General features: G+C 72.2%; 12 protein-coding genes. 6 read left to right on the top strand and 6 right to left on the bottom strand.

The genetic code is table 11. The features are described 5' to 3' along the window. Positions 1 to 110: 110 nt before the first annotated feature. The gene (locus Q9R20_RS11980) at positions 111 to 1862 is read right to left on the bottom strand and encodes an ATP-dependent helicase (RefSeq protein WP_311249551.1); all 1752 of its coding nucleotides are present in this window, start codon (positions 1860 to 1862) and stop codon (positions 111 to 113) included. After that, positions 1859 to 2959 carry an NAD(+) diphosphatase gene (nudC, locus tag Q9R20_RS11975; protein ID WP_311249550.1) on the bottom strand — a complete coding sequence of 367 codons (1101 nt, stop codon included), beginning with the start codon at positions 2957 to 2959 and terminating at the stop codon, positions 1859 to 1861. The genes Q9R20_RS11980 and nudC overlap by 4 nt, the downstream gene beginning before the upstream one ends. Positions 2960 to 3053: 94 nt before the next feature. Between nudC and Q9R20_RS11970 the strand changes: the two genes are divergently transcribed. Both Q9R20_RS11970 and Q9R20_RS11965 read left to right on the top strand, forming a co-directional pair. Beyond that, a complete protein-coding gene (locus tag Q9R20_RS11970; RefSeq protein ID WP_311249549.1) occupies positions 3054 to 4532 on the top strand; it encodes a phosphotransferase in 1479 nt (492 codons plus the stop codon). Between the two features lie 183 nt (positions 4533 to 4715). Further along, positions 4716 to 6317 carry an MFS transporter gene (locus Q9R20_RS11965; RefSeq protein ID WP_311249548.1) on the top strand — a complete coding sequence of 534 codons (1602 nt, stop codon included), beginning with the start codon at positions 4716 to 4718 and terminating at the stop codon, positions 6315 to 6317. On the opposite strand, the gene Q9R20_RS11960 is transcribed toward Q9R20_RS11965, so the two are convergent. Further along, positions 6284 to 9571 (bottom strand): ATP-dependent DNA helicase, encoded by a 3288-nt coding sequence (locus Q9R20_RS11960; protein WP_311249547.1) that lies wholly within the window; start codon positions 9569 to 9571, stop codon positions 6284 to 6286. The genes Q9R20_RS11965 and Q9R20_RS11960 overlap by 34 nt on opposite strands. Further along, a complete protein-coding gene (locus Q9R20_RS11955) occupies positions 9568 to 12714 on the bottom strand; it encodes an ATP-dependent DNA helicase (protein ID WP_311249546.1) in 3147 nt (1048 codons plus the stop codon). The genes Q9R20_RS11960 and Q9R20_RS11955 overlap by 4 nt, the downstream gene beginning before the upstream one ends. A gap of 187 nt (positions 12715 to 12901) precedes the next feature. Between Q9R20_RS11955 and Q9R20_RS11950 the strand changes: the two genes are divergently transcribed. After that, positions 12902 to 13126 carry a DUF3107 domain-containing protein gene (locus Q9R20_RS11950; RefSeq protein WP_295835859.1) on the top strand — a complete coding sequence of 75 codons (225 nt, stop codon included), beginning with the start codon at positions 12902 to 12904 and terminating at the stop codon, positions 13124 to 13126. Between the two features lie 11 nt (positions 13127 to 13137). Beyond that, complete coding sequence (locus Q9R20_RS11945; protein WP_311249545.1) at positions 13138 to 13425, top strand: hypothetical protein; 288 nt, start codon at positions 13138 to 13140, stop codon at positions 13423 to 13425. 247 nt (positions 13426 to 13672) lie between these two features. Here the strand turns inward: Q9R20_RS11945 and Q9R20_RS11940 are convergent, their stop codons facing one another. Then, complete coding sequence (locus Q9R20_RS11940) at positions 13673 to 14389, bottom strand: ferritin-like fold-containing protein (RefSeq protein ID WP_311249544.1); 717 nt, start codon at positions 14387 to 14389, stop codon at positions 13673 to 13675. A 149-nt stretch (positions 14390 to 14538) separates the two neighbouring features. Between Q9R20_RS11940 and Q9R20_RS11935 the strand changes: the two genes are divergently transcribed. Then, positions 14539 to 15993, top strand: a complete 1455-nt coding sequence (locus tag Q9R20_RS11935; protein ID WP_311249543.1) for a DEAD/DEAH box helicase — start codon at positions 14539 to 14541, stop codon at positions 15991 to 15993. Positions 15994 to 16428: 435 nt separating this feature from the next. Here Q9R20_RS11935 and Q9R20_RS11930 read toward each other — a convergent pair whose 3' ends face one another. Next, the gene (locus Q9R20_RS11930) at positions 16429 to 17289 is read right to left on the bottom strand and encodes a PHP domain-containing protein (protein ID WP_311249542.1); all 861 of its coding nucleotides are present in this window, start codon (positions 17287 to 17289) and stop codon (positions 16429 to 16431) included. Positions 17290 to 17397: 108 nt separating this feature from the next. On the opposite strand from Q9R20_RS11930, the gene Q9R20_RS11925 reads away from it, so the two are divergent. After that, positions 17398 to 18429: an endonuclease/exonuclease/phosphatase family protein gene (locus Q9R20_RS11925; protein ID WP_311249541.1), complete on the top strand. Its 1032-nt coding sequence runs from the start codon at positions 17398 to 17400 to the stop codon at positions 18427 to 18429. Positions 18430 to 18479 lie beyond the last annotated feature (50 nt).

Genomic DNA, 18479 nt, shown 5'->3' with positions numbered 1-18479 from the left:
CGCAGGCGACCCGGAATGGACGACCGTGGTCTCGCAACTCCTCGCGCGACCCCGACCGGCGGTCGACGTCGCGCTCGCCGCGGAGGCCGGACGGGCCGCGCGGTTCCTCGTCAGCGCCCCGATCGGGGAGTCGACGCGCTCGCTGCGGTTGCGCGCCGATTCGTTCCGGCGGGCCTGGGCCTTGCATCGGCCGAGCGAAGACTGCCGCTGCCGATCTCTTGAAGGAAGCGAGACGGAGCACGCTCCATCCGACCTCGTCCTCTCGCCCAGCTCACCCAGAGGGTCCGAGCCGCTCGCGTGACGCCCACGTAGGCGAGTCGCCGTTCCTCGTCGACCGCCTCGAACGTCTTCGCGTACGAGATCGGCAGCAGCCCCTCACTGACCCCCACGAGGTACACGTGATCCCACTCCAGCCCCTTCGCCGCGTGCAGCGTCGCGAGCGTCACCGTGCGCGTGGTCGGCTCGTGCTGATCCTTCGCGCGGGCCTGCAGATCGTCGGTGAACGAACGCAGGTCGGTGCCCTCCGGCGCTTCCTCGGCCAGACGCAGCAGCGCGGCGCGCGCCTCCCACGCCTCGCGGAGGGCCCCGCCCGCCTCGGGCGGGTCGTCGGTCAGCCCGACACCGCGCAGCACGTCGCGCACGGTGGCGAGGAAGCCGGTGTTGATCGGAGCGACCGAGGCGGCGCGCAACGCCATGAGCGCCTGCCGCACCTCGGGCAGGTCGAAGAACTTGCGCCCGCCGAGCACCGAGGCGGCGACCCCCACCGACGACAGGGCCGACAGCAGGAGCGCCGACTGGGCGTGCGAGCGGTACAGCACGGCGATGTCGTGCGGATCCACGCCGCGCGTGAGCGAATCGGCGATCGCGCGGGCCACGGACGCGGCCTCGCTCTCGTCGTCGTCGAAGGCGCGCACCGTCGGGGTGGGCGTGTCGTCGCCGCGCGCGGCCACGAGCTCGAGCGCGCCGGCGCGACCCCGCATGAGGTCGTTCGCGACCGCCAGCACGGGTGCCGTGGATCGGTAGTTGCGTTCGAGCCGCACGACCCGCGCGTCCTCGTAGGTCCGCTCGAACTCGAGCAGGTAGCGCGAGTCTGCCCCGGTGAACGAATAGACCGTCTGGCTGGCGTCGCCCACCACGCAGAGGTCGCGCCGGTCGCCGAGCCACAGCTCGAGCACGCGATTCTGCAGGGGCGAGACGTCTTGGAACTCGTCGACGGTGAAGTGGCGGTACTGCTCGCGCACGGCCGCGGCCACCCGCGGCTCGGCCTCGATCATGCCCGCGCAGGTGAGCAGGACGTCTTCGAAGTCCATCTGCCGACGCTCGTCCTTGAGCTTCTCGTACGCGCGTTGGAGCGCGACGACCTGGTCGACGCCCAGGCGACCGACGCCCTCCGGACGATCGGCGGCATACTGCTCGATCGAGCGCAGGGTGACCTTGCGCCACTCGATCGCCGCGGCCACGTCGCGCAGCGTCGCCGTGTCGGGCGCGAGACCCACCCCGTCGGCGGCATGCGCCAGCATGCGCACCTTGTTGTCGATGATCGAGGGAGCCTGGTCGCCGGCGAGCGTCGGCCAGAAGAAGTTGACCTGCGCGAGGGCTGCGGCGTGGAACGTTCGCGCCGACACCCCCGCGACACCGAGCGCGCGCAGGCGTCCGCGCATCTCACCGGCCGCTTTCGCCGTGAAGGTGACCGCCATCACGCGCTGCGGCGAGTACGCCCCCGTGTCGACACCGTGCGCGATGCGCCGGGTGATCACGCGGGTCTTGCCGGTGCCTGCGCCGGCCAGCACGCAGACGGGTCCGCGCAGCGCGCGCGCCGCCTCGAGCTGGTGCTCGTCGAGGCCGTCGAGAGGACTGGTCATGCGATCCCCCGGTACCACTCGTCGATGAGGCGGTGGGCGATGGATGCCGCGCCGGGCAGCTGCACCGCCGCCTCCCCGCGCAGGGCCGCGCCCACCTCGTCGCGGGTGAACCAGCGCACCTCCACGATCTCGTCGCCGTCGGCTCGCGCCGCAGCTTCATCGACCACCTCGGCCCGGAAACCGAGCATGAGCGACCGGGGATACGGCCACGCCTGCGACCCCCGGTACTCGACGCGGTGCAGGTGCACGTTCGACTCCTCGTTCACCTCGCGCGCGACCGCGTCTTCGAGGGACTCCCCCGCCTCGGCGAAACCGGCGAAGCACGAGTACCGCGCCCCACCCCAGGCGGCGTTGGCCCCGAGGAGCACCCGGTCCGCCTCCGCCGACGTGACGAGGACGATGACCGCCGGGTCGGTGCGGGGGAAGTGCTCTCGCCCGCAGACCGGGCAATGCCGCGACCAGCCTGCGTGCTCCACCCGCGTACGGGCGCCGCAGGCCGGGCAGAACGGCGCGTCGCGCAGCCAGCCGGCGAGGGCGACCGCGGTGGTGAGCAGCTCCGCCTCCCCCTCGGGGAGGTCTCCACCCGCCGCGCGCAGCCCGATCCAGGTGGCATCCGGTGCGAGGGTGCCTGGTGCGGACGAGACCTCACCGGCGGCGTCGTCCGCGAGCACGGCGAGCAGGATCGCGGCGCCGTCATCGGCGCGTCCGAGGAAGGCCCACTCCAGGACGTCGGGAGTCGGGTGGTCGCCGGGGACGGTCGCGGTTGCGTTCGGCGCCGAGTCGACGCGATGGGCGATCGACGCGCCATCGGGTTCCGGTCGGGCGCCGCGGGCGGTGGTCGCGCCATCGGGTGCCGGCTCGTCGTCGCGGACGGCCGCCGCGCCGGGGATGGTCGCGACGGGAAGGAAGCGAGAGACCGGAAGGAGGGCCAGACGACCGTCGACCAGCGGCGCCGCGTCGCGACGGATCGCGAGCACGCGCGTCGCGGGCTCGACGAAGACGCGGGCGAGCAGATCGGCATCGTCGCGCTCGGCGCCCGATCGGTCGACGTGGAGAGACGGTCGCACAGCCGACGACGACGAGGCGGGAAGCGGCATCGAGCACCTCTCTGACGGGCGGGAATGCGGCGACCTGCCCCGTCAAGGGCGTGGCGCGGGCGGGTGAGCGAGGGCCCGACCTACCCTGGGGGACATGGCACGCTCGCCCCTCATTTTAGCCGCGTCGGCGACAACGGCCCTGCCCGGCACCGCCTTCACGAGTGCTCGCGCGCTGACCGAGAACGCGGGTGGACGCTTCGACGCCGCCCTCGCGCGCACCGACGACGGCCGGGAGGTCGTCATCCGGATGCCGGCGGGCGAAGACGGCGCCCACGACCTCGCCGCCGAGTCGCGCGCCCTGCACGCGCTCACGGCCGGCGTCCGCGCGCTCCTGCCCTTCGCGGTGCCCGAGGTCCTGGGCGAAGCAGGCTCCGGGACTCAGCGCGTCCTCGTCGTCGACCACATCGACGGGTACCGGATCGACCCCGCTCACCTCCCGAAGGGGCCGGGCTACGCCCCCGCCATCGGCGGCGCGCTCGCCGCGGTGCACGCCCTCCCCGTGTCGTTCGTCCGCACCGATGGCCTCCCCGTCCGCTCCCCCGAGCAGGTGCGCGACGACGTCGAACGTCTGCTCGACCGGGCCGACGCGACCGGACGCGTCAGCGACGACCTCATGCTGCGCTGGCGTCGGGCCCTCGAGGTCGACGAGCTGTGGCGTTTCGAAGCAGCCGTCATCCTCGGCGGCGCGACGAGCGCGTCGATCCTCCTCGCTGACGACGAGCACGAGATCCCCCAGGTCGTCGGCATCCTGGACTGGGCGGGACTGAGCGTCGGCGACCCGGCGGTCGACCTGCGGTGGTTGGCATCCGCTCCCCTCGCCGCCGACGACGTGCACGAGGGGTACGCGGCGGCCGGCGACCGCTCCCCCGATCCGTTGCTTCGCGAGCGCGCCCGCCTGTACGCCGAGCTCGAGTTCGCCCGGTGGCTCGTCCACGGGCACGACGCCGGCGAGACCGATGTCGTCGCCGACGCCGTGGCCCTGCTCGACGCCCTCGCCGAGGGTGTGCGGGGCGACCACATCGTGCCCGACAGCCGCAGCGATATCGACGACGCGATGGCGCTCGTCGAGAGCGTGCCGCCGGCCGCCCTGGCGGTCGACGTCGACACGTCGATGCAGACCGACGCCTACGACCCCGAGGCGCTGTCGCTGTACCTCTCGGCCGAGCGCGACCGCGCCGCATCTGCCGATGCGCTCGCCGAAGCTCTCGACGTCGAGAATCCGGATGCCGAGACCGGCGCCATCCACGTCGACCGGCTGCCCGAACCCGACAGCGTCGATCCCGAAGCCACCGCACCCGTCGACCTCGACGGGTGGACCGAGCGACCGGTGAACGATCGGGGTCCCGCGCTCAGCGGTGACACCGACGCGACGTCGTTGTGGTCACGGCCGGAGCGGGACGCAGACGCGCCCGAGCCGGCCATCCGCGACGCGTCGCACGCCCCCGGTCCGGCGGTGCGCGATCGCGACGAAGACCGGCTCGGCGGCGATCCCGCCGTCGACGATGAAGAGGACGCCGCGCGCGCCAGTCGGGCTGCCCTGCGCCGATGGGGCGTCGCCGGCGACTCGGCCTAGATCCAGCAGTCGACCCGCCGCTCCGTCGTGAGCATCACCGTGGGCGGCGGGTGAACTTTCGCGCTCTTCGGGTGAAATCACCCCTCACCGACAGCATGTTCGCGTGCTTTCTGGCAGGCTCGTCCCGAACCCGGCTCCCCCACGGGACCGTGGTTCTCCGACGACCACCCGAAGGCGAGCAGCATGTCGACGACGACCCCGCATCCGCGTAAAGACAACGCCCGGATCGCCGCGGTCTCGGGATTCGTGGGCAGCGCCCTCGAGTACTACGACTTCTTCATCTTCGCCTCGGCGGCCGCGCTCATCTTCCCCCGCCTGTTCTTCCCGGAGGGAGAACCCGGGGTCGCCACGCTGCTGTCGTTCGCGACCGTCGGCGTCGCCTACGTGGCCCGCCCGTTCGGCGCCGTCCTGTGGGGGCACATCGGCGACCGGTTCGGCCGCAAGAGGGCGCTGCTGGCGTGCCTGACCATCATGGGCGTCGCGACGTTCCTCGTCGGATGCCTGCCCACCTGGGACACGGTCGGTATCACCGCGCCGATCACCGTCGTCGCGCTTCGACTCGTCCAGGGGGTGTCGGCGGGCGGCGAATCCCCGGGCTCGAGCGCACTGACATTGGAGCACGCTCCCGACCATCGCCGGGCGTTCTTCACCAGCTGGACGATGAGCGGCATCATGTTGGGGATCGTCGTCTCGAGCCTCGTCTTCATCCCGATCGCGAGCATGCCCGAAGACGACCTGCTGTCCTGGGGCTGGCGCGTGCCGTTCTGGGCGTCGCTGCTCGTGACCGTCGTCGCGATCGCTCTGCGGCGCCTCCTCGACGAACCGGAGGTCCTTGCGACGGCGCCTCACGGCGAGGCCGCCGGCAGGCTGCCCCTGCTCACGCTGCTCCGCCACCACGGAGGAACGGTCGTGCGCGTGACCCTGATGTCGCTGTACACCGCCGTGAACACCATGGTGAACGTCTTCGCCCTGGCCTACGGCACCTCGGTGGCGGGGATCCCTCGCGGGGAGATGCTGGCGGTGATCACCGTGTCCAACCTCACTGCCGTCGTCGTCGGGCCCGTCGCGGGGGCGTTCTCGGACCGCGTCGGCCGCAAGCCGGTCTTCCTCGCGGGTCTCGTGCTGCAGTGCGCCCTCATCTACGCGCTCCTCGCCGCAGTCGACGCGGCCATCATGCCGCTGGTCTGGGCCCTGAGCATCCTTCTCATCGGCGTGGCCTACACGCTGTCGAACGCCGTCTACCCGGCGTACTTCCCCGAGCAGTTCCCGGCACGGATGCGCTTCACCGGCATGGCGGTGAGCCTCATGCTCGGCCTGGTGCTGGCCGGACTCACCCCGGCGATCGCGCAGACCTTCGTGACCGGGCCCGGGAACGACCGCGACTGGCCCGCAGTGGCGTGGTTCACCATCGCCATCGTCGTCGTCTCCGTGATCGCCACGATGTTCGCTCCCGAGACGGCCACTACCCCCACCGCGCTCCTCGGTCTCACGACCCCGCCGAAACGCGCCGTCGGCTTCGCCGAGCACATCGACCGGGATGCCGCGCCGACCGGCCCGAGAAGAGCCGACGCCCGCGCCGAGCACACCGACGGGATCGACGCGCCGACCGGCCCGAGAGCGGCCCACGCCCGCGCCGAGCACACCGACCGGGATGCTGCGCCGACCGGCCCGAAAGCAGCCCACGCCCGCGCCGAGCGCACCAACCGTAATGCGCCGCCGACCGGACATTCGGCCCCATTGGCGCACCCGGATCAGCCGCGCAGCACCAACTCGTCGCCCACGTAGAACAGGGCGACGTCGATCTGGTCCACGTCGATCCCGTGCTTGGCGTGGTACGCCTCGCGATACAACTCCAGCTGCAACATCCGGGCGCGGCGGTCCGCCTCGGTGGTCGGCGGACGCCCCGTCTTCCAGTCGACGATCTCGTACCGGTCGCCGCGCCGGTACACGGCATCCAATTTGCAGATGACGACGTGCTCGCGACCGTCGAGGCGCGTCGTGACGAAGTCGATCTCGGTCTCGACCTCGAGCGGGCGCAGGTCGGCCCACTCCGAACGCTCGAAGCACTCACGCAGACGCTGCAGTTCGGCCGCGTCGGCCGCCGAGGCGCCGACCTCGTCGTCGTCCCACAACCCGTCGTCGTCGAGACCGATACCGGCGCCCACGTGACCGGAACGCTGCTCGACCCAAGCGTGAAAGAGCGTTCCGAGGCGCGTCTGACGATACGGACGCTCCGGCATGGGACGCCGCAGATCGTCGACGGCTCGGCCGTAGTCGGCGACGAAGTCCTTGAAGCGCGACGCGGGGATCCGCGTCGGCGCCGGGGTGTGCGTGGGTCGCAACCGGTCGGCTCGCTCGGCGAGCAGCAATTCGAGATCGGCATCGGGTGCCGCCGGCGGTGCATCGCGCGCCGTGCGGGCGGCAGCCGCCGCGGCGGAGACGGCGGTGCGACGCGACCCCAGCGGGTCGAGCGGCCAGTGCAGCAGCCGCCGCTCTCCATCGTACGGGTCATCGCCGGGGTCGTCGACCGCGAGTTCGACCTCGAGCGCCTCGGCAGCCTCTTCGAGGAAGACGCTCGGCCGGCGCGGCTTCTTCGTTCCCGACCAGCTCGAACCCGACAGCAGCAGATGATCGCGCGCTCGGGTGAACGCGACATAGGCCAAACGACGGTCCTCATCGAGCTGGCGCGCGCGGTTGGCGGCCACGAAGTCCTCGATCGCCGCCTTCAGGTCCTGCTGCGTCTCGGCTCCGCGCCAGCCGAAGACCGGCAGCCACGCCGAATCGCCCCGGAACTCCGAGGGGAGGATGCCGAAACCGAGCCACCCCTTCGTGTCGCGGGGCAGGGAGGGCAGCTCATCGGTGACCAGGCGGACGACAGCCACGGCATCCCATTCGAGTCCCTTGGAACCGTGGATGGTGAGCAGCTGCACGACGTCGTCTTCGGGGGGCTCGGTGCGCGGCGCGAACTCGTCAGCCTGCTCGGCATGATCGAGCCAGGCGAGCAGGCTCGCCACCGACCCGGATTCGTCGGCCGCCAGGAACCCGCGGATCTCGTCGACGAACGCCCGCAGCTGGGCGGAGGCGATGCGGGCGGGACCGCGCGCTTCGTTCGCCGCGAGTTCGATGTCGAGACGCAGCTCGGCCTCGATCAGCCGGATCAGCTCGGGGATCGGTGCGCCGACGCTGCGGCGCAGACCCGCGAACACGGCGCCCGCTTCGCGCAGGCGCGCGCGTCCTTCGGGCGTGATGTCGGCGAGCCAGCCGTGGCCGTCGGTCTGACGCGTCAGGAAATCGAGGGCGTCGACCAGCGAGGCACGGTCGGCCCCGGGCGTCGAGCGCAGGCGATCGACCACCTCGGGCGCGAGCGGCTGCAGGGCGACGTCGTGGGTGGCGAGGCGACGCGCGAGCTGAGCGAGGGCGCGCAGGTCGGCGAGTCCGACCGCCCAGCGGGGGCCCGCGAGCAGACGGATGAGGGCCGACCCCGCTTCGGGGTCGCTGATGACGCGCAGCACCGACACGACGTCGACGACCTCGGGGGTCGTGAGGAGTCCGCCCAGGCCCAGGATGCGGTGAGGGATGCCGCGGCGTCCGAGCGCGTCGCCGAACCGCACCATGTGCTTCTTGCTGCGGAACAGGACGGCGCCGGTCGTGGCGCGCCCCTCGGCCGCGCGCGCCGCGCGAACGCCGACGAACCATGCGGCCACGCGGTCGGCCTCGGCGTCGAGATCGTTCTCGAAGACCGTCTCGACGAGGCCCGTGGGTGCGCCGGGGCGGGATCGCAGCTCTTCGACGGCGACGGCGGAACGACCCGCGAGCGGGGCGAGCACCGCGTTGGCGGCGTCGAGCACGCGTGCGCTGTTGCGCCAGCTCGTCAGCAGGGCGAAACGCTGGCACCCACCTCCGGGGGCGAACGCGTCGGGAAAGCCGCCGAGGTTGCCCGCGCTGGCTCCTCGCCAGGCGTAGATGGCCTGGTGGGGATCGCCGACGGCCATGACCCCGGTGCCACCGAAGAGCGTGGCGAGCAGATCGGTCTGCACGACGGAGGTGTCCTGGTATTCGTCGAGCAGCACGACACGGTACCGGGCGCGCAGCTCTTCGACGACGGCGGGATGCTCGGTCGCGATGCGAAGGGCGCCGGCGACCTGATCGGCGAAGTCCATCACACCCAGACGCGCCTTCTCGCGGTCGTACGCGGCGGCGAGCGAGGCCAACAGCGACAGAGCGGAGACCTTCGTCGCCGCGTCGACCACCTCCTTGTACACGCTCACGCGCGACGAGGTCGACGGGCGCTCGACGATGCGCCCGAAGTCCTCGGGGAAGGCGGCGAGACGGTCGAGGTCGACGAGATTGTCGACCCCGTCCCGGGCGATGCGCAGGGCGGCGTCGATGATCGTGCGCGGCGACTCCTGCCGCTCCTCCAGGCGCGGATCGTCGGAGGCGAACACGACGCGTCGCATCAGCAGCCAGGCCGCGGACTCAGACAGCACCGCCGACTCGGAATCGCGACCGATGCGCAGTCCGTGCTCGCGCACGATCGAGTCGGCGAAGCTGTTGTACGTCGACACCGTCGGGCGGTGGAGCAGGTGGTCGGCGTCGAGAGCCTCCGCGTCGGTCGCTCCGACCTCGGCCGCGAGGGCATCGAGAGCCGCGCGTCGCGCCGCATCGCCTCGCGCCCCCTCGACCGCGGCGAGCTCGGCGAAGACGGCGAGGCGCCCCTCGGCGTGCAAGGACGGCAGAGCCGGCAGCAGGCCGCGGGCCTCGAACTCGGACAACCGCTGCAACCGGCGCTGGATCCGCTCGGCCAGCTCCCCCGCCGCCTTGCGGGTGAAGGTGAGACCGAGCACCTCGTCACGGCGGAGGAGGCCGTTGGCGACGAGCCAGACGACGCGACCGGCCATGGTCTCGGTCTTGCCGCTGCCCGCGCCGGCCACGACGAGGGCGGGCTCCAGCGGTGCTTCGATGACGGCGGTCTGCTCGGCGGTGGGCGGGAACTGCCCGAGCGCCGCGGCGATCGTCGCGGCCGACAGGACGACCCTCACGACGCGCTCACCGCCGAGACCGTGTGGATCCGGCACAGCCCGTACGAGAACTCGTCACGGCAGTGCACCTCGTACGGTGCGGCGAAGCTGCTTCCCCGCATGACGCCGACCGCCCGCTGCACCCGCGCGACGAACTCCCCGCGCTGCTCGGCGTCGAAGGGCTGCTGCGTCGGCTCGGCGTAGTCTTTCGTCGCCGCGGTCGGGCGCAGCACGAGCAGTTTCGCTCCGCCCGCCGGCATCCCGGCGACCTGCTCGATGGCGCCCGACGAGAAGGCGAGCTGGTAGGCCGCGAGCTGCGGGTTGTCTGCGACCTTGGCATCCGTCTGCGGCTCGTTCTTGCCCGTCTTGAGATCGACGATGACGACCTCTCCGGCCGGGGTGACCTCGACGCGGTCGATGTCACCGCTGAGCACCGCCCCGTGCTCGCCCGCATCGGCGAGCGGAATCGGCACCTCGAAGTGCCGTTCGGCGCCGATCAGACGCCCGCCGGCGTCGTCGAAACGGCGCAGGTACGCGGCGAGACGGCGCACGAGATCACGCGCGCGCGTGCGCTCTGCGCGTTCGCGCCACGCCGCGTCGAAGACCAGCTCGCCCCAGCGGTCGTCGACGACGGCCCAGAGGTCTTCTTCGGACGACGACCCCGCGGTCTCGAGAGCGGCGTGGATGATCGTGCCGATCCCCGCCGTCGTGCCCCCGCGGTCGCCGCCGAGATCGGCGATCACCCAGTCGAGCTCGCACTCCTCGAGGGCGTGCAGGCGCGACGGCGAGACGCGCACGTCTTCTTTGGCGAGGTCGCGCAGCGGGGCCGATGAGCTGGGCGCGGCGACGCCGTACCATTCTTCGGGCGCGGCGCCCGCGACGTCTGCAGCGGCGAGCAGCGCGAGCTGACCGGCCGCATGGGCGCGATCGGCCCCCGTCACGCGCGGCGCGGTGAGCGACCGCCGATGCCGGGCCACCAGGCCCCGCAGTGACAGCGGGTGCTCGGGAATGGATGCCGCCGGCTCCGCCGCGGGGAGCATCTCGAACAGCACGCTCGGCCCGGTGTCGTCGTCGTCGACCGCCGTGACGACGAGCAGGGCGCCCGCGCGGCTGATCGCCCGGACGAACAGGCGCAGTTCGTCGTGCATCGCGGCGCGGCGACGATCGAGCATGCCTGCGGCGGGGAGGTCGGGGGTGTGCACGGCATCGGCGAGGCGCCACGTCTCGAGCAGACCGCCACGCAGCCTCGTGTTGGGCCACACGCCCTCTTGCACGCCCGCGATGATCACCGTGTCGAACGACGTGCCCGCGGCCGCTGCGGGGGTGAGTACGCGGACGGTATCGACCACGGCGGGCTGCTCGATGCGGTCTTCCGCGACGTCGCTGTCGAGGACCGCGCGCAAGAACGTCGACGCCTCGCCGTCGGGCTCGCGCTCCGTGTACCGCTTCGCCGCCTGGAAGAGCGCGACGACGGCGTCGAGGTCGCGGTCGGCCTGCTCGGCGAGCGGTCCGTGCCCGCGCGAGGCCTCACGCCAGGTGCGCGCGAGGGCGCTGCGCTCCCACGCGGTCCACAGCAGTTCGTGGGCGGTCGCGCGAGAGAGCGTCTGCGCGCGTAACGCCGCGAGGGTCTCGCCGAGGCGGGCGGCGCGGCGGGCCTCGCGGGAGTCGATGGTCTCGAACTCGAGGGGGAACCGCACGCCCGACACCAGCAGCTCGGTCGCGGAGCGAGACCCCCCACCCGCGACCTCATCGTGCCGCAGAGCCGTGCGCAGGCGCCGCAGCTCGATCGGATCGAGCCCGCCGAACGTGCCCAGCAGCGCATCGACGACGTCGTCGTGCGCCCAGTCGTCGGGGGCGGTCATGCCGAGCTCGACGAGGCGGACCAGATCGCGCACCGGTCGCTGCACGCCGAGCGCGAGGCCGGGGCCGCTGGCGCGCGCCGGCACCTCGCGTGCCGCGAGCTCGGCCTCGAGCGTGGCCACCTGGCGTGAGTCGTGTGCGATCACCGCGCACTGCGCCCAGGGGACGCCCTCGAGCACGTGGCGTTCGCGCAGGAGCCGCGCGATCGCGTCGGCCTCTTCGGCGGGCGAACGCAGCAGGTACGTGCGCACCGACCCCTGCGGCGCGGCGCCGACCGGCGCCCGACGGTGGGCGACGACGCCCGCGGCCCCGATCCGCGAGGCCACCTGCCGGACCAGGTCGATCTGCTCGGGCGTTCCCCGGTGCGGTGTGCCGAGCGAAGCTGTCGTCCCGAGCTCGCGCGCCAGACGGGCGAAGTTCTCGGGCGTGGCCCCGCGGAACGCCCCGGACCCCACGTCGGGGTCGCCGTACGCGACGACGCCGATCCCGAGGGCCCGGCAGGCGCGCAGCAGATCGACACCGCCCGCCGTGAGTTCTTGAGCGTCGTCGACGAGGACGCACCTCAGCGTCTCGAAGCGTCCGAGCAGGCCGCGGTCGATGAGCGCCTCGTCGAGCACCGCGACCGCCTCGCGCGCGAGATCGGCCGCATCACGGTGAGCTCCGCGCATCGACGCGCGGACGGCTCGGTACTCGTCGGAGAACGAGGCCAGGGCCGCCCACACCGGCACCTCGTGCCGCTCGGCCAGGGCGAGGAGGTCAGCGGAATCGATGCCGAGATCGGTGCACTCGGCGAGGAAGGCGCGCAGATCGCCGCGGAAACCCCGCGTCGCGCGGATGGCGGAACTGAGCCACTCGGGCCATCGCGACGCCCCCTCGAGTTCGTCGAGCGCATCTCCGTCGAGGAGATCGCGGATGATCTGGTCTTCGTCGCCGCCCGTGAGCAGCTGCGGCGGCTCGGCGCCGCGGCGCACCTCGGCGCCGCGGACCAGCTGGAACGCGAACGACGCGACGGAGCGCGCGAGAGCACCCGAGGTGGCCTGCCCCACCGCCAGGGCGAGCGGGTCGCGCAGCGCCGTCGCCGCCGGACGAGTGGGGGTCAGCACCAGAAGGTGGTCGGGGTCGACCCCGGATGCCACGAGCTCGCGCACCCGGGCGAGCAGGGTCGTGGTCTTCCCCGATCCGGGTGCACCCACCACGACGCCGCTGACTTCGGGACCCCAGCCGACCACCGCACTCTGCTCGGCGTCGAGGAGCGCGCCCGAGCGCGTCGGCGCACCGGGGGCGGCGGCATCCGGGATCTGCATATCTCCACGCTAAACCGGACCTCCGACATCGCCCTCCCGGGCACACGGGCGGTGTGCGCGGGAGAGATCGAGCCGCGGCGTTCGCCGTCCGCGAAGCGGCGCCCTCGCCGGGTCGTCGTGTCCGAGGCCTGCCCTAGAGTCGGAATACGCGCCGGGCCGACCGCGGCCCGCGGGGAAAGGACGCATTGTGGAGATCCGCATCGGCATCACCAACACCGGCCGGGAACTCAACTTCGAGACCAACGACAGCTCCGACGCCGTCAAGTCCGCCGTCGCGGGCGCCCTCGACAGCTCGGCCAGCCACGTCACCTTCACCGACGTGAAGGGCAACTCCTACATCGTCCCGACCGCCAACCTCGCGTTCATCGAACTCGGTACCGAAGAGGCGCGTCGCGTCGGCTTCGTCGCCTGATCTCCACCGCCGTGCAGATCCTGCTCGGACTGATCATCGGGGCCGTCGTCGGGCTCGCCGCGCACTTCTCGCTGCCGCAGCGACAGCTTCGCGGCGCCGCCCTGGCTCCGCTCGCCGGGGCGGCCTCCGCGGCCGTGGTGTGGACGGCGATGACCTGGATGGGTCTCGGCGTCGACTCCCCGATCCTGTGGATCGTCGCAATCCTCGCGCCCGCCGTCACGACGTTCGCGCTCGTGCCGTTCCTCACGCGCACGCGCCTGGCACGCGACGAGGCGGATCGCCTCCGGCTCGGCGTCTGACGGCCGACGGGCGTCGACGGCTGGTGGTCGCTCCGGCAATGGTCGTCGGACCGTGCAACGGCTGGTGGTCGCTCCGGCATTGGTCGTCGGACCGTGCCACGGCTGAGGGTCGCTTCGTCAACGGGCGTCGCATCGCCCGCAACTGACGGGCGCCCCCGCGAGCGACCGTCGCATCGCGCAACGACCGACGTTCGCCTCGGCTGCGGGCTCTGTCGCGGAGCGGCGGCCCGGCCTCGGCGCAGGCTCGTTACGCCGCCAGCCCCATGGCATCCATTCGACGGGCGTGAGCGCCCATCAGCTCGCTGAAGACCGGCTCGACCTTCGCCTCTTCGGCGCGATCGAGGTGTCCGTGGCGCAGGGCGGCACGCGCGACCAGCAGCGTGTCGCCGACGAGCCGCCGCCCCCACAGTGCGAGCAGCCACCGCCACTCCTCGTCGCTCTCGATGGTCGCGGCGAGGATGTCGACGATCGCCTGACGGTCGTCGTCGGCCTGCAGGATGCGCGCGACCCGGCGTCCGGTGTCGCCGTAGCTCGACGAGAGGGCGAGGTAGAAGTCGTCGAGAAGACCCGCGGTGATGTGCACCGTGAGCATGGTCTCCTGCGGACGCACGCCGTGGGTGTTGCGCCGGAAAGCGTCGAGCGACTCGCGGAACGGCAGCATGAGCTGCGTCGGGTCGGCCCCGCGCTCGCGGATGAGCGCGACCAGTTCCTGGTGCTTGATGAGCGCCGCGCCGGCCGCGCGCGAGAGCGACTCCTTCTCGGCGAGCTCGGGCGTCAGGGCGATCAGTTCGCTGAGCGTCTCGAAGAAGCCGAGCTGCAGATAGGCCGCCTGACCGAGGAACGTCTCGACCTCGGGGGCGAGCTCCGCGAAGTCGACCCGCATGGCCTCACCGAGGTCTCCGCGCGAACGCAACTGCAGCGTGCGGCCCACCGGGCGCTGACGACGACGGAACCACTCGAACACAGATCACAGCCTAGGCGTCGGGGGCTCCGGAGACACGCCGGGTAGAGTGGGACCGCCCCGGCGTCGGATCGGGGCCCCGCGCCTGTGGACGAGTGAGGCGTGGATACGACTCCCCAGGCGGTCTCTCGCCGCCGGAAACAGGCACGCTCATGACGACATTCGCCGAGCTCGGCATCGACCAGGACATCGTCGATGCCCTGGCATCCAAGGGCATCCACAATGCCTTCCCCATCCAGGAGCAGACGATCCCCCTCGGTCTTCCCGGCCAGGACATCATCGGCCAGGCCAAGACCGGTACCGGTAAGACCTTCGGCTTCGGCATCCCCGTGGTCCAGCGCCTGGGGCTCAACCCCGAGCCGGGCGTCAAAGCGCTGATCGTGGTCCCGACGCGCGAGCTCGCCGTGCAGGTCTACGAAGACATGGACATGCTGACGTCGAACCGCCCCACCAGCGTCGTCGCCATCTACGGCGGCAAGGCGTACGAGGGGCAGATCGACCAGCTCAAGGCCGGCGCGCAGATCGTCGTCGGCACGCCGGGTCGCCTCATCGACCTCGCGAACCAGCGCCTGCTCGACCTGTCGCACGCGACCGAGGTCGTCCTCGACGAGGCCGACAAGATGCTCGACCTCGGCTTCCTCGCCGACATCGAGAAGATCTTCTCGAAGGTGCCCGCGGTGCGTCACACGCAGCTGTTCTCGGCGACCATGCCCGGCCCCATCGTCGCTCTCGCGCGCCGCTTCATGTCGAACCCGATCCACATGCGCGCCAACGACCCCGACGAGGGTCTCACGCAGGCCAACATCAAGCACCTCGTCTACCGCGCGCACTCGCTCGACAAGGACGAGGTCATCGCCCGCATCCTGCAGGCGGAAGGTCGCGAGAAGGCCGTCATCTTCACGCGCACCAAGCGCGCCGCCCAGAAGTTGGTCGACGAGCTCGGCGACCGCGGCTTCAACGCCGCAGCGGTGCACGGAGACATGAGCCAGGAGGCGCGCGAGCGCTCGATGGCCGCGTTCAAGGCCGGCAAGAAGGACGTCCTGATCGCCACCGACGTCGCCGCGCGCGGTATCGACGTCAACGACGTCACCCACGTCATCAACCACACGATCCCCGACGACGAGAAGACGTACCTGCACCGCGCGGGCCGCACGGGTCGCGCCGGTCGCACCGGTATCGCGGTGACCTTCGTCGACTGGGACGACGTGCACAAGTGGGCGCTCATCAACCGCGCCCTCGAGTTCGGCCAGCCCGAGCCGACCGAGACCTACTCGTCGAGCCCGCACCTGTACACCGACCTGAACATCCCCGAGGGCACCAAGGGTCGTCTTGTGACAGCTCCGAAGGCCGTCGCGCCCCGCGCTGAGAAGAAGAGCGAGGGCCAGGATGCCGGGGGCACCCGCCCTCCGCGTCGCCGCCGCCGCGGCGGATCGTCGTCGGCCGAGGGTGGCGCCCCCGCCGGTGACGCCGCGCCGCGCGAAGAGGGCGGCGCCGGCACCCACGACGGCGCCGGCAAGGAGCACCACGACGGCAACGCGGCCCCGCGTCGTCGCCGCCGTCGTCGCGGCAGCGGCAGCTCGGGCACGCCGACGGCTCCTGTCGCCTGACGCCTTCACGTTGAGACGGCGCCGACCCGGCGGGGTCGGCGCCGTTTCGCGTGACGTCGGGGTGCCGGCATCCGGAACTGCACGCCCCAAGCGCGGGGGCCGCACCTTCCACGCGATAAACGCTTCCTGGAGCGGGAAACGCTGTCGGGCGTCTCTCACTGCCCCCAGCGTTTATCGCGGGGTCTGCGCCGCCTCACGCGACGTCGGGGTGCCGGCATCCGCAACCCGAGCCGAAGCGCGAGGCCGCACCTTCCCCGCGATAAACGCTTCCTGGAGCGGGAAACGCTGCCGGACGGCGTTTCTCACTGCCCCCAGCGTTTCTCGCAGCCGAGTTAGGGCCGCAGCAGCAGCGGACCGCCGCCACCGCCCGCGCCGACCCGCCGTCAAGAAGACCCGCGCCGACCCGCCGTCAAGAAGACCCGCGCCGACCCGCCGTCAGGGGAAGACCGGTGCCGTCCCGCGGCCCCGGGCGAAGATGCGCGCCACCATGTCGTCGGCCGTCGTGTTCTCGCCGGGAACGTTCGGCTTGCCGAGCCCGTGGTAGTCGCTCGAGCCGGTCACGATGAGGTCGCGCTCCGCGGCGAGGGCGGCCAGCACAGCCGTGGGCTCGGGGAGGTTCTCGCGGTGCGCGAGCTCGAAGCCGGCGAGGCCCGCGCTGAGCATGGCACTGAGCACCCCATCGGGGAGCAGGGCGCGACCGGCCGGATGCGCCACGATCGGCACCCCTCCGGCGCCGACGACCAGCTCGACGGCGGTGACCGGATCGGGGGCGAACAGCGCCACGTAGTAGTCGCCCGAAGGGTGCAGGATGCCGGCGAAGGCCTCGGTCCGGTCCGCGACGATGCCGCGGGCGACGAGTGCATCGGCGATGTGCGGTCGACCGACGGTCGCGCCGTCGGTGGTCTGGGCGACGATGTCGTCCCAGCCGATGTCGTAGTCGTGCGAGATGCGCTCGGCCATGATCTGCGCCCGGTCGAGCCGCGACGAGCGGATGCGATTGGTCATGGCCCGAAGCGCCGCATCGTCGGGGTCGACGAGGTAGGCCAGCAGGTGGACGCTGCGCCAGCGGTGCCGGGCGGACAGCTCCATGCCGGGCACGAACGTCATGCCGAGCGAGGTCGCTGCCTCGGCCGCCTCCGCCCATCCCGACGTCGTGTCGTGGTCGGTAAGGGCTGCAGTGTGCAGGCCGTGCCGGTGCGCCGCGGCCATGACGGCGGCGGGCGCCTCCGTGCCGTCGGAGTGCGACGAGTGCAGGTGCAGATCGCTCGGTCCGGTGAAACGACGATCCTGCGGCACCCGTCGAGCGTAGCGCTCCGCGCCGGTCGCGGACGGCGGTGCCGATGCGGAGGGCATGCCGAGGCGGCATCCGTGGTTCTCCCAGTCGGCTCGCCTAGGGTCGGGTTCGTGCGTCGACTGCTGGGTTTCCTCGTCGCGCTCGTCTTCGCGGCGGGTGCCGCCGTGCTCACGTGGCCGTCGGCGTTCGGGCTCGAGCGGTCGTTCCCGCTGGCGCAGGTCATCTCGTTCCGCGCCCCCGTGGCGGCGGCGTTCCTGGCCGCGGCCGTGCTGATGCTGCTGTTCGCGCTGCTGCGCCCGATCCGTGCGCTCGCCCTCGTGCTCGCTCTCGTCTTCGGGGTCTCCGGCGGCGTCAACGTCGCTTTGCTGTCGCAGCGCGGCCTCGGCACCGAGGGCCTGCCCGACAAGACCGACACGAGCCTGCGCGTCATGACGTGGAACACGGCCGGCGAGGCGACCTCGTCGGCGGAGATCGCGCGTTTCGCGGTCGGCATGCAGGCCGACGTGGTCACCCTGCCCGAGACGACGATCGAGACGGGCGCCGACGTCGCCGAGATGATGCGCGAGATGGGTCGCCCGATGTGGGCGCACCACGCCGAGTACGGCGAGTACGGCATCACCGGATGGGATGCCACTTCCACCACCGTCCTGATCCGGCCCGAGCTCGGCGACTACTCCGTCATCCAGTCCTCGCTCGACGGCTCCAGCAACACCTCGACCGTCCCCAGCGCCGTGGCCATGCCCGTGTCGGGCGACGGGCCCATCATCGTGGCCGCCCATGCCGTCGCCCCGCGGCAGGAGTACATGACGCAGTGGCGCAGCGACCTGCAGTGGCTCGCCGACCAGTGCGCGAGCGACAACGTGATCCTCGCCGGAGACTTCAACGCCACCCTCGACCACATGACCGGCATGGGCGTCGACGGCGGCACCCTCGGACGCTGCCACGACGCCGCGTCGGCGAGCGGCAACGGCGGGGTCGGCACCTGGCCGACGGATGCGCCGGCGCTGCTCGGCGCACCCATCGACCACGTCATGGCGACGCCGGACTGGACGGTGTCGGGCTCGGTCGTCATGCGTTCGCTCGACGGCTCCGGCAGCGACCACCGCCCCATCGTCGTGCAGCTCGAGCGCACCGGCGGCTGAGCCGCGTCCGCGTGTGCCGGCCTCCGGAAACGAGGCCGGGACGCGCCGGA

This window comes from Microbacterium sp. PRF11 (genome assembly GCF_031844085.1).
Classification (GTDB): domain Bacteria; phylum Actinomycetota; class Actinomycetes; order Actinomycetales; family Microbacteriaceae; genus Microbacterium.
The sequence above is the reverse complement of the archived record's forward strand: the minus strand, read 5'-3'. Positions and strand labels throughout refer to the sequence as shown.

Bases quoted from the DNA above. Each gene is read 5' to 3' on its own strand.
- Q9R20_RS11965 (WP_311249548.1), top strand. From the start codon at position 4,716: ATGTCGACGACGACCCCGCATCCGCGTAAAGACAACGCCCGGATCGCC.
- nudC (WP_311249550.1), bottom strand. From the start codon at position 2,959: ATGCCGCTTCCCGCCTCGTCGTCGTCGGCTGTGCGACCGTCTCTCCAC.
- Q9R20_RS11980 (WP_311249551.1), bottom strand. From the start codon at position 1,862: ATGACCAGTCCTCTCGACGGCCTCGACGAGCACCAGCTCGAGGCGGCG.
- Q9R20_RS11935 (WP_311249543.1), top strand. From the start codon at position 14,539: ATGACGACATTCGCCGAGCTCGGCATCGACCAGGACATCGTCGATGCC.
- Q9R20_RS11970 (WP_311249549.1), top strand. From the start codon at position 3,054: ATGGCACGCTCGCCCCTCATTTTAGCCGCGTCGGCGACAACGGCCCTG.
- Q9R20_RS11955 (WP_311249546.1), bottom strand. From the start codon at position 12,714: ATGCAGATCCCGGATGCCGCCGCCCCCGGTGCGCCGACGCGCTCGGGC.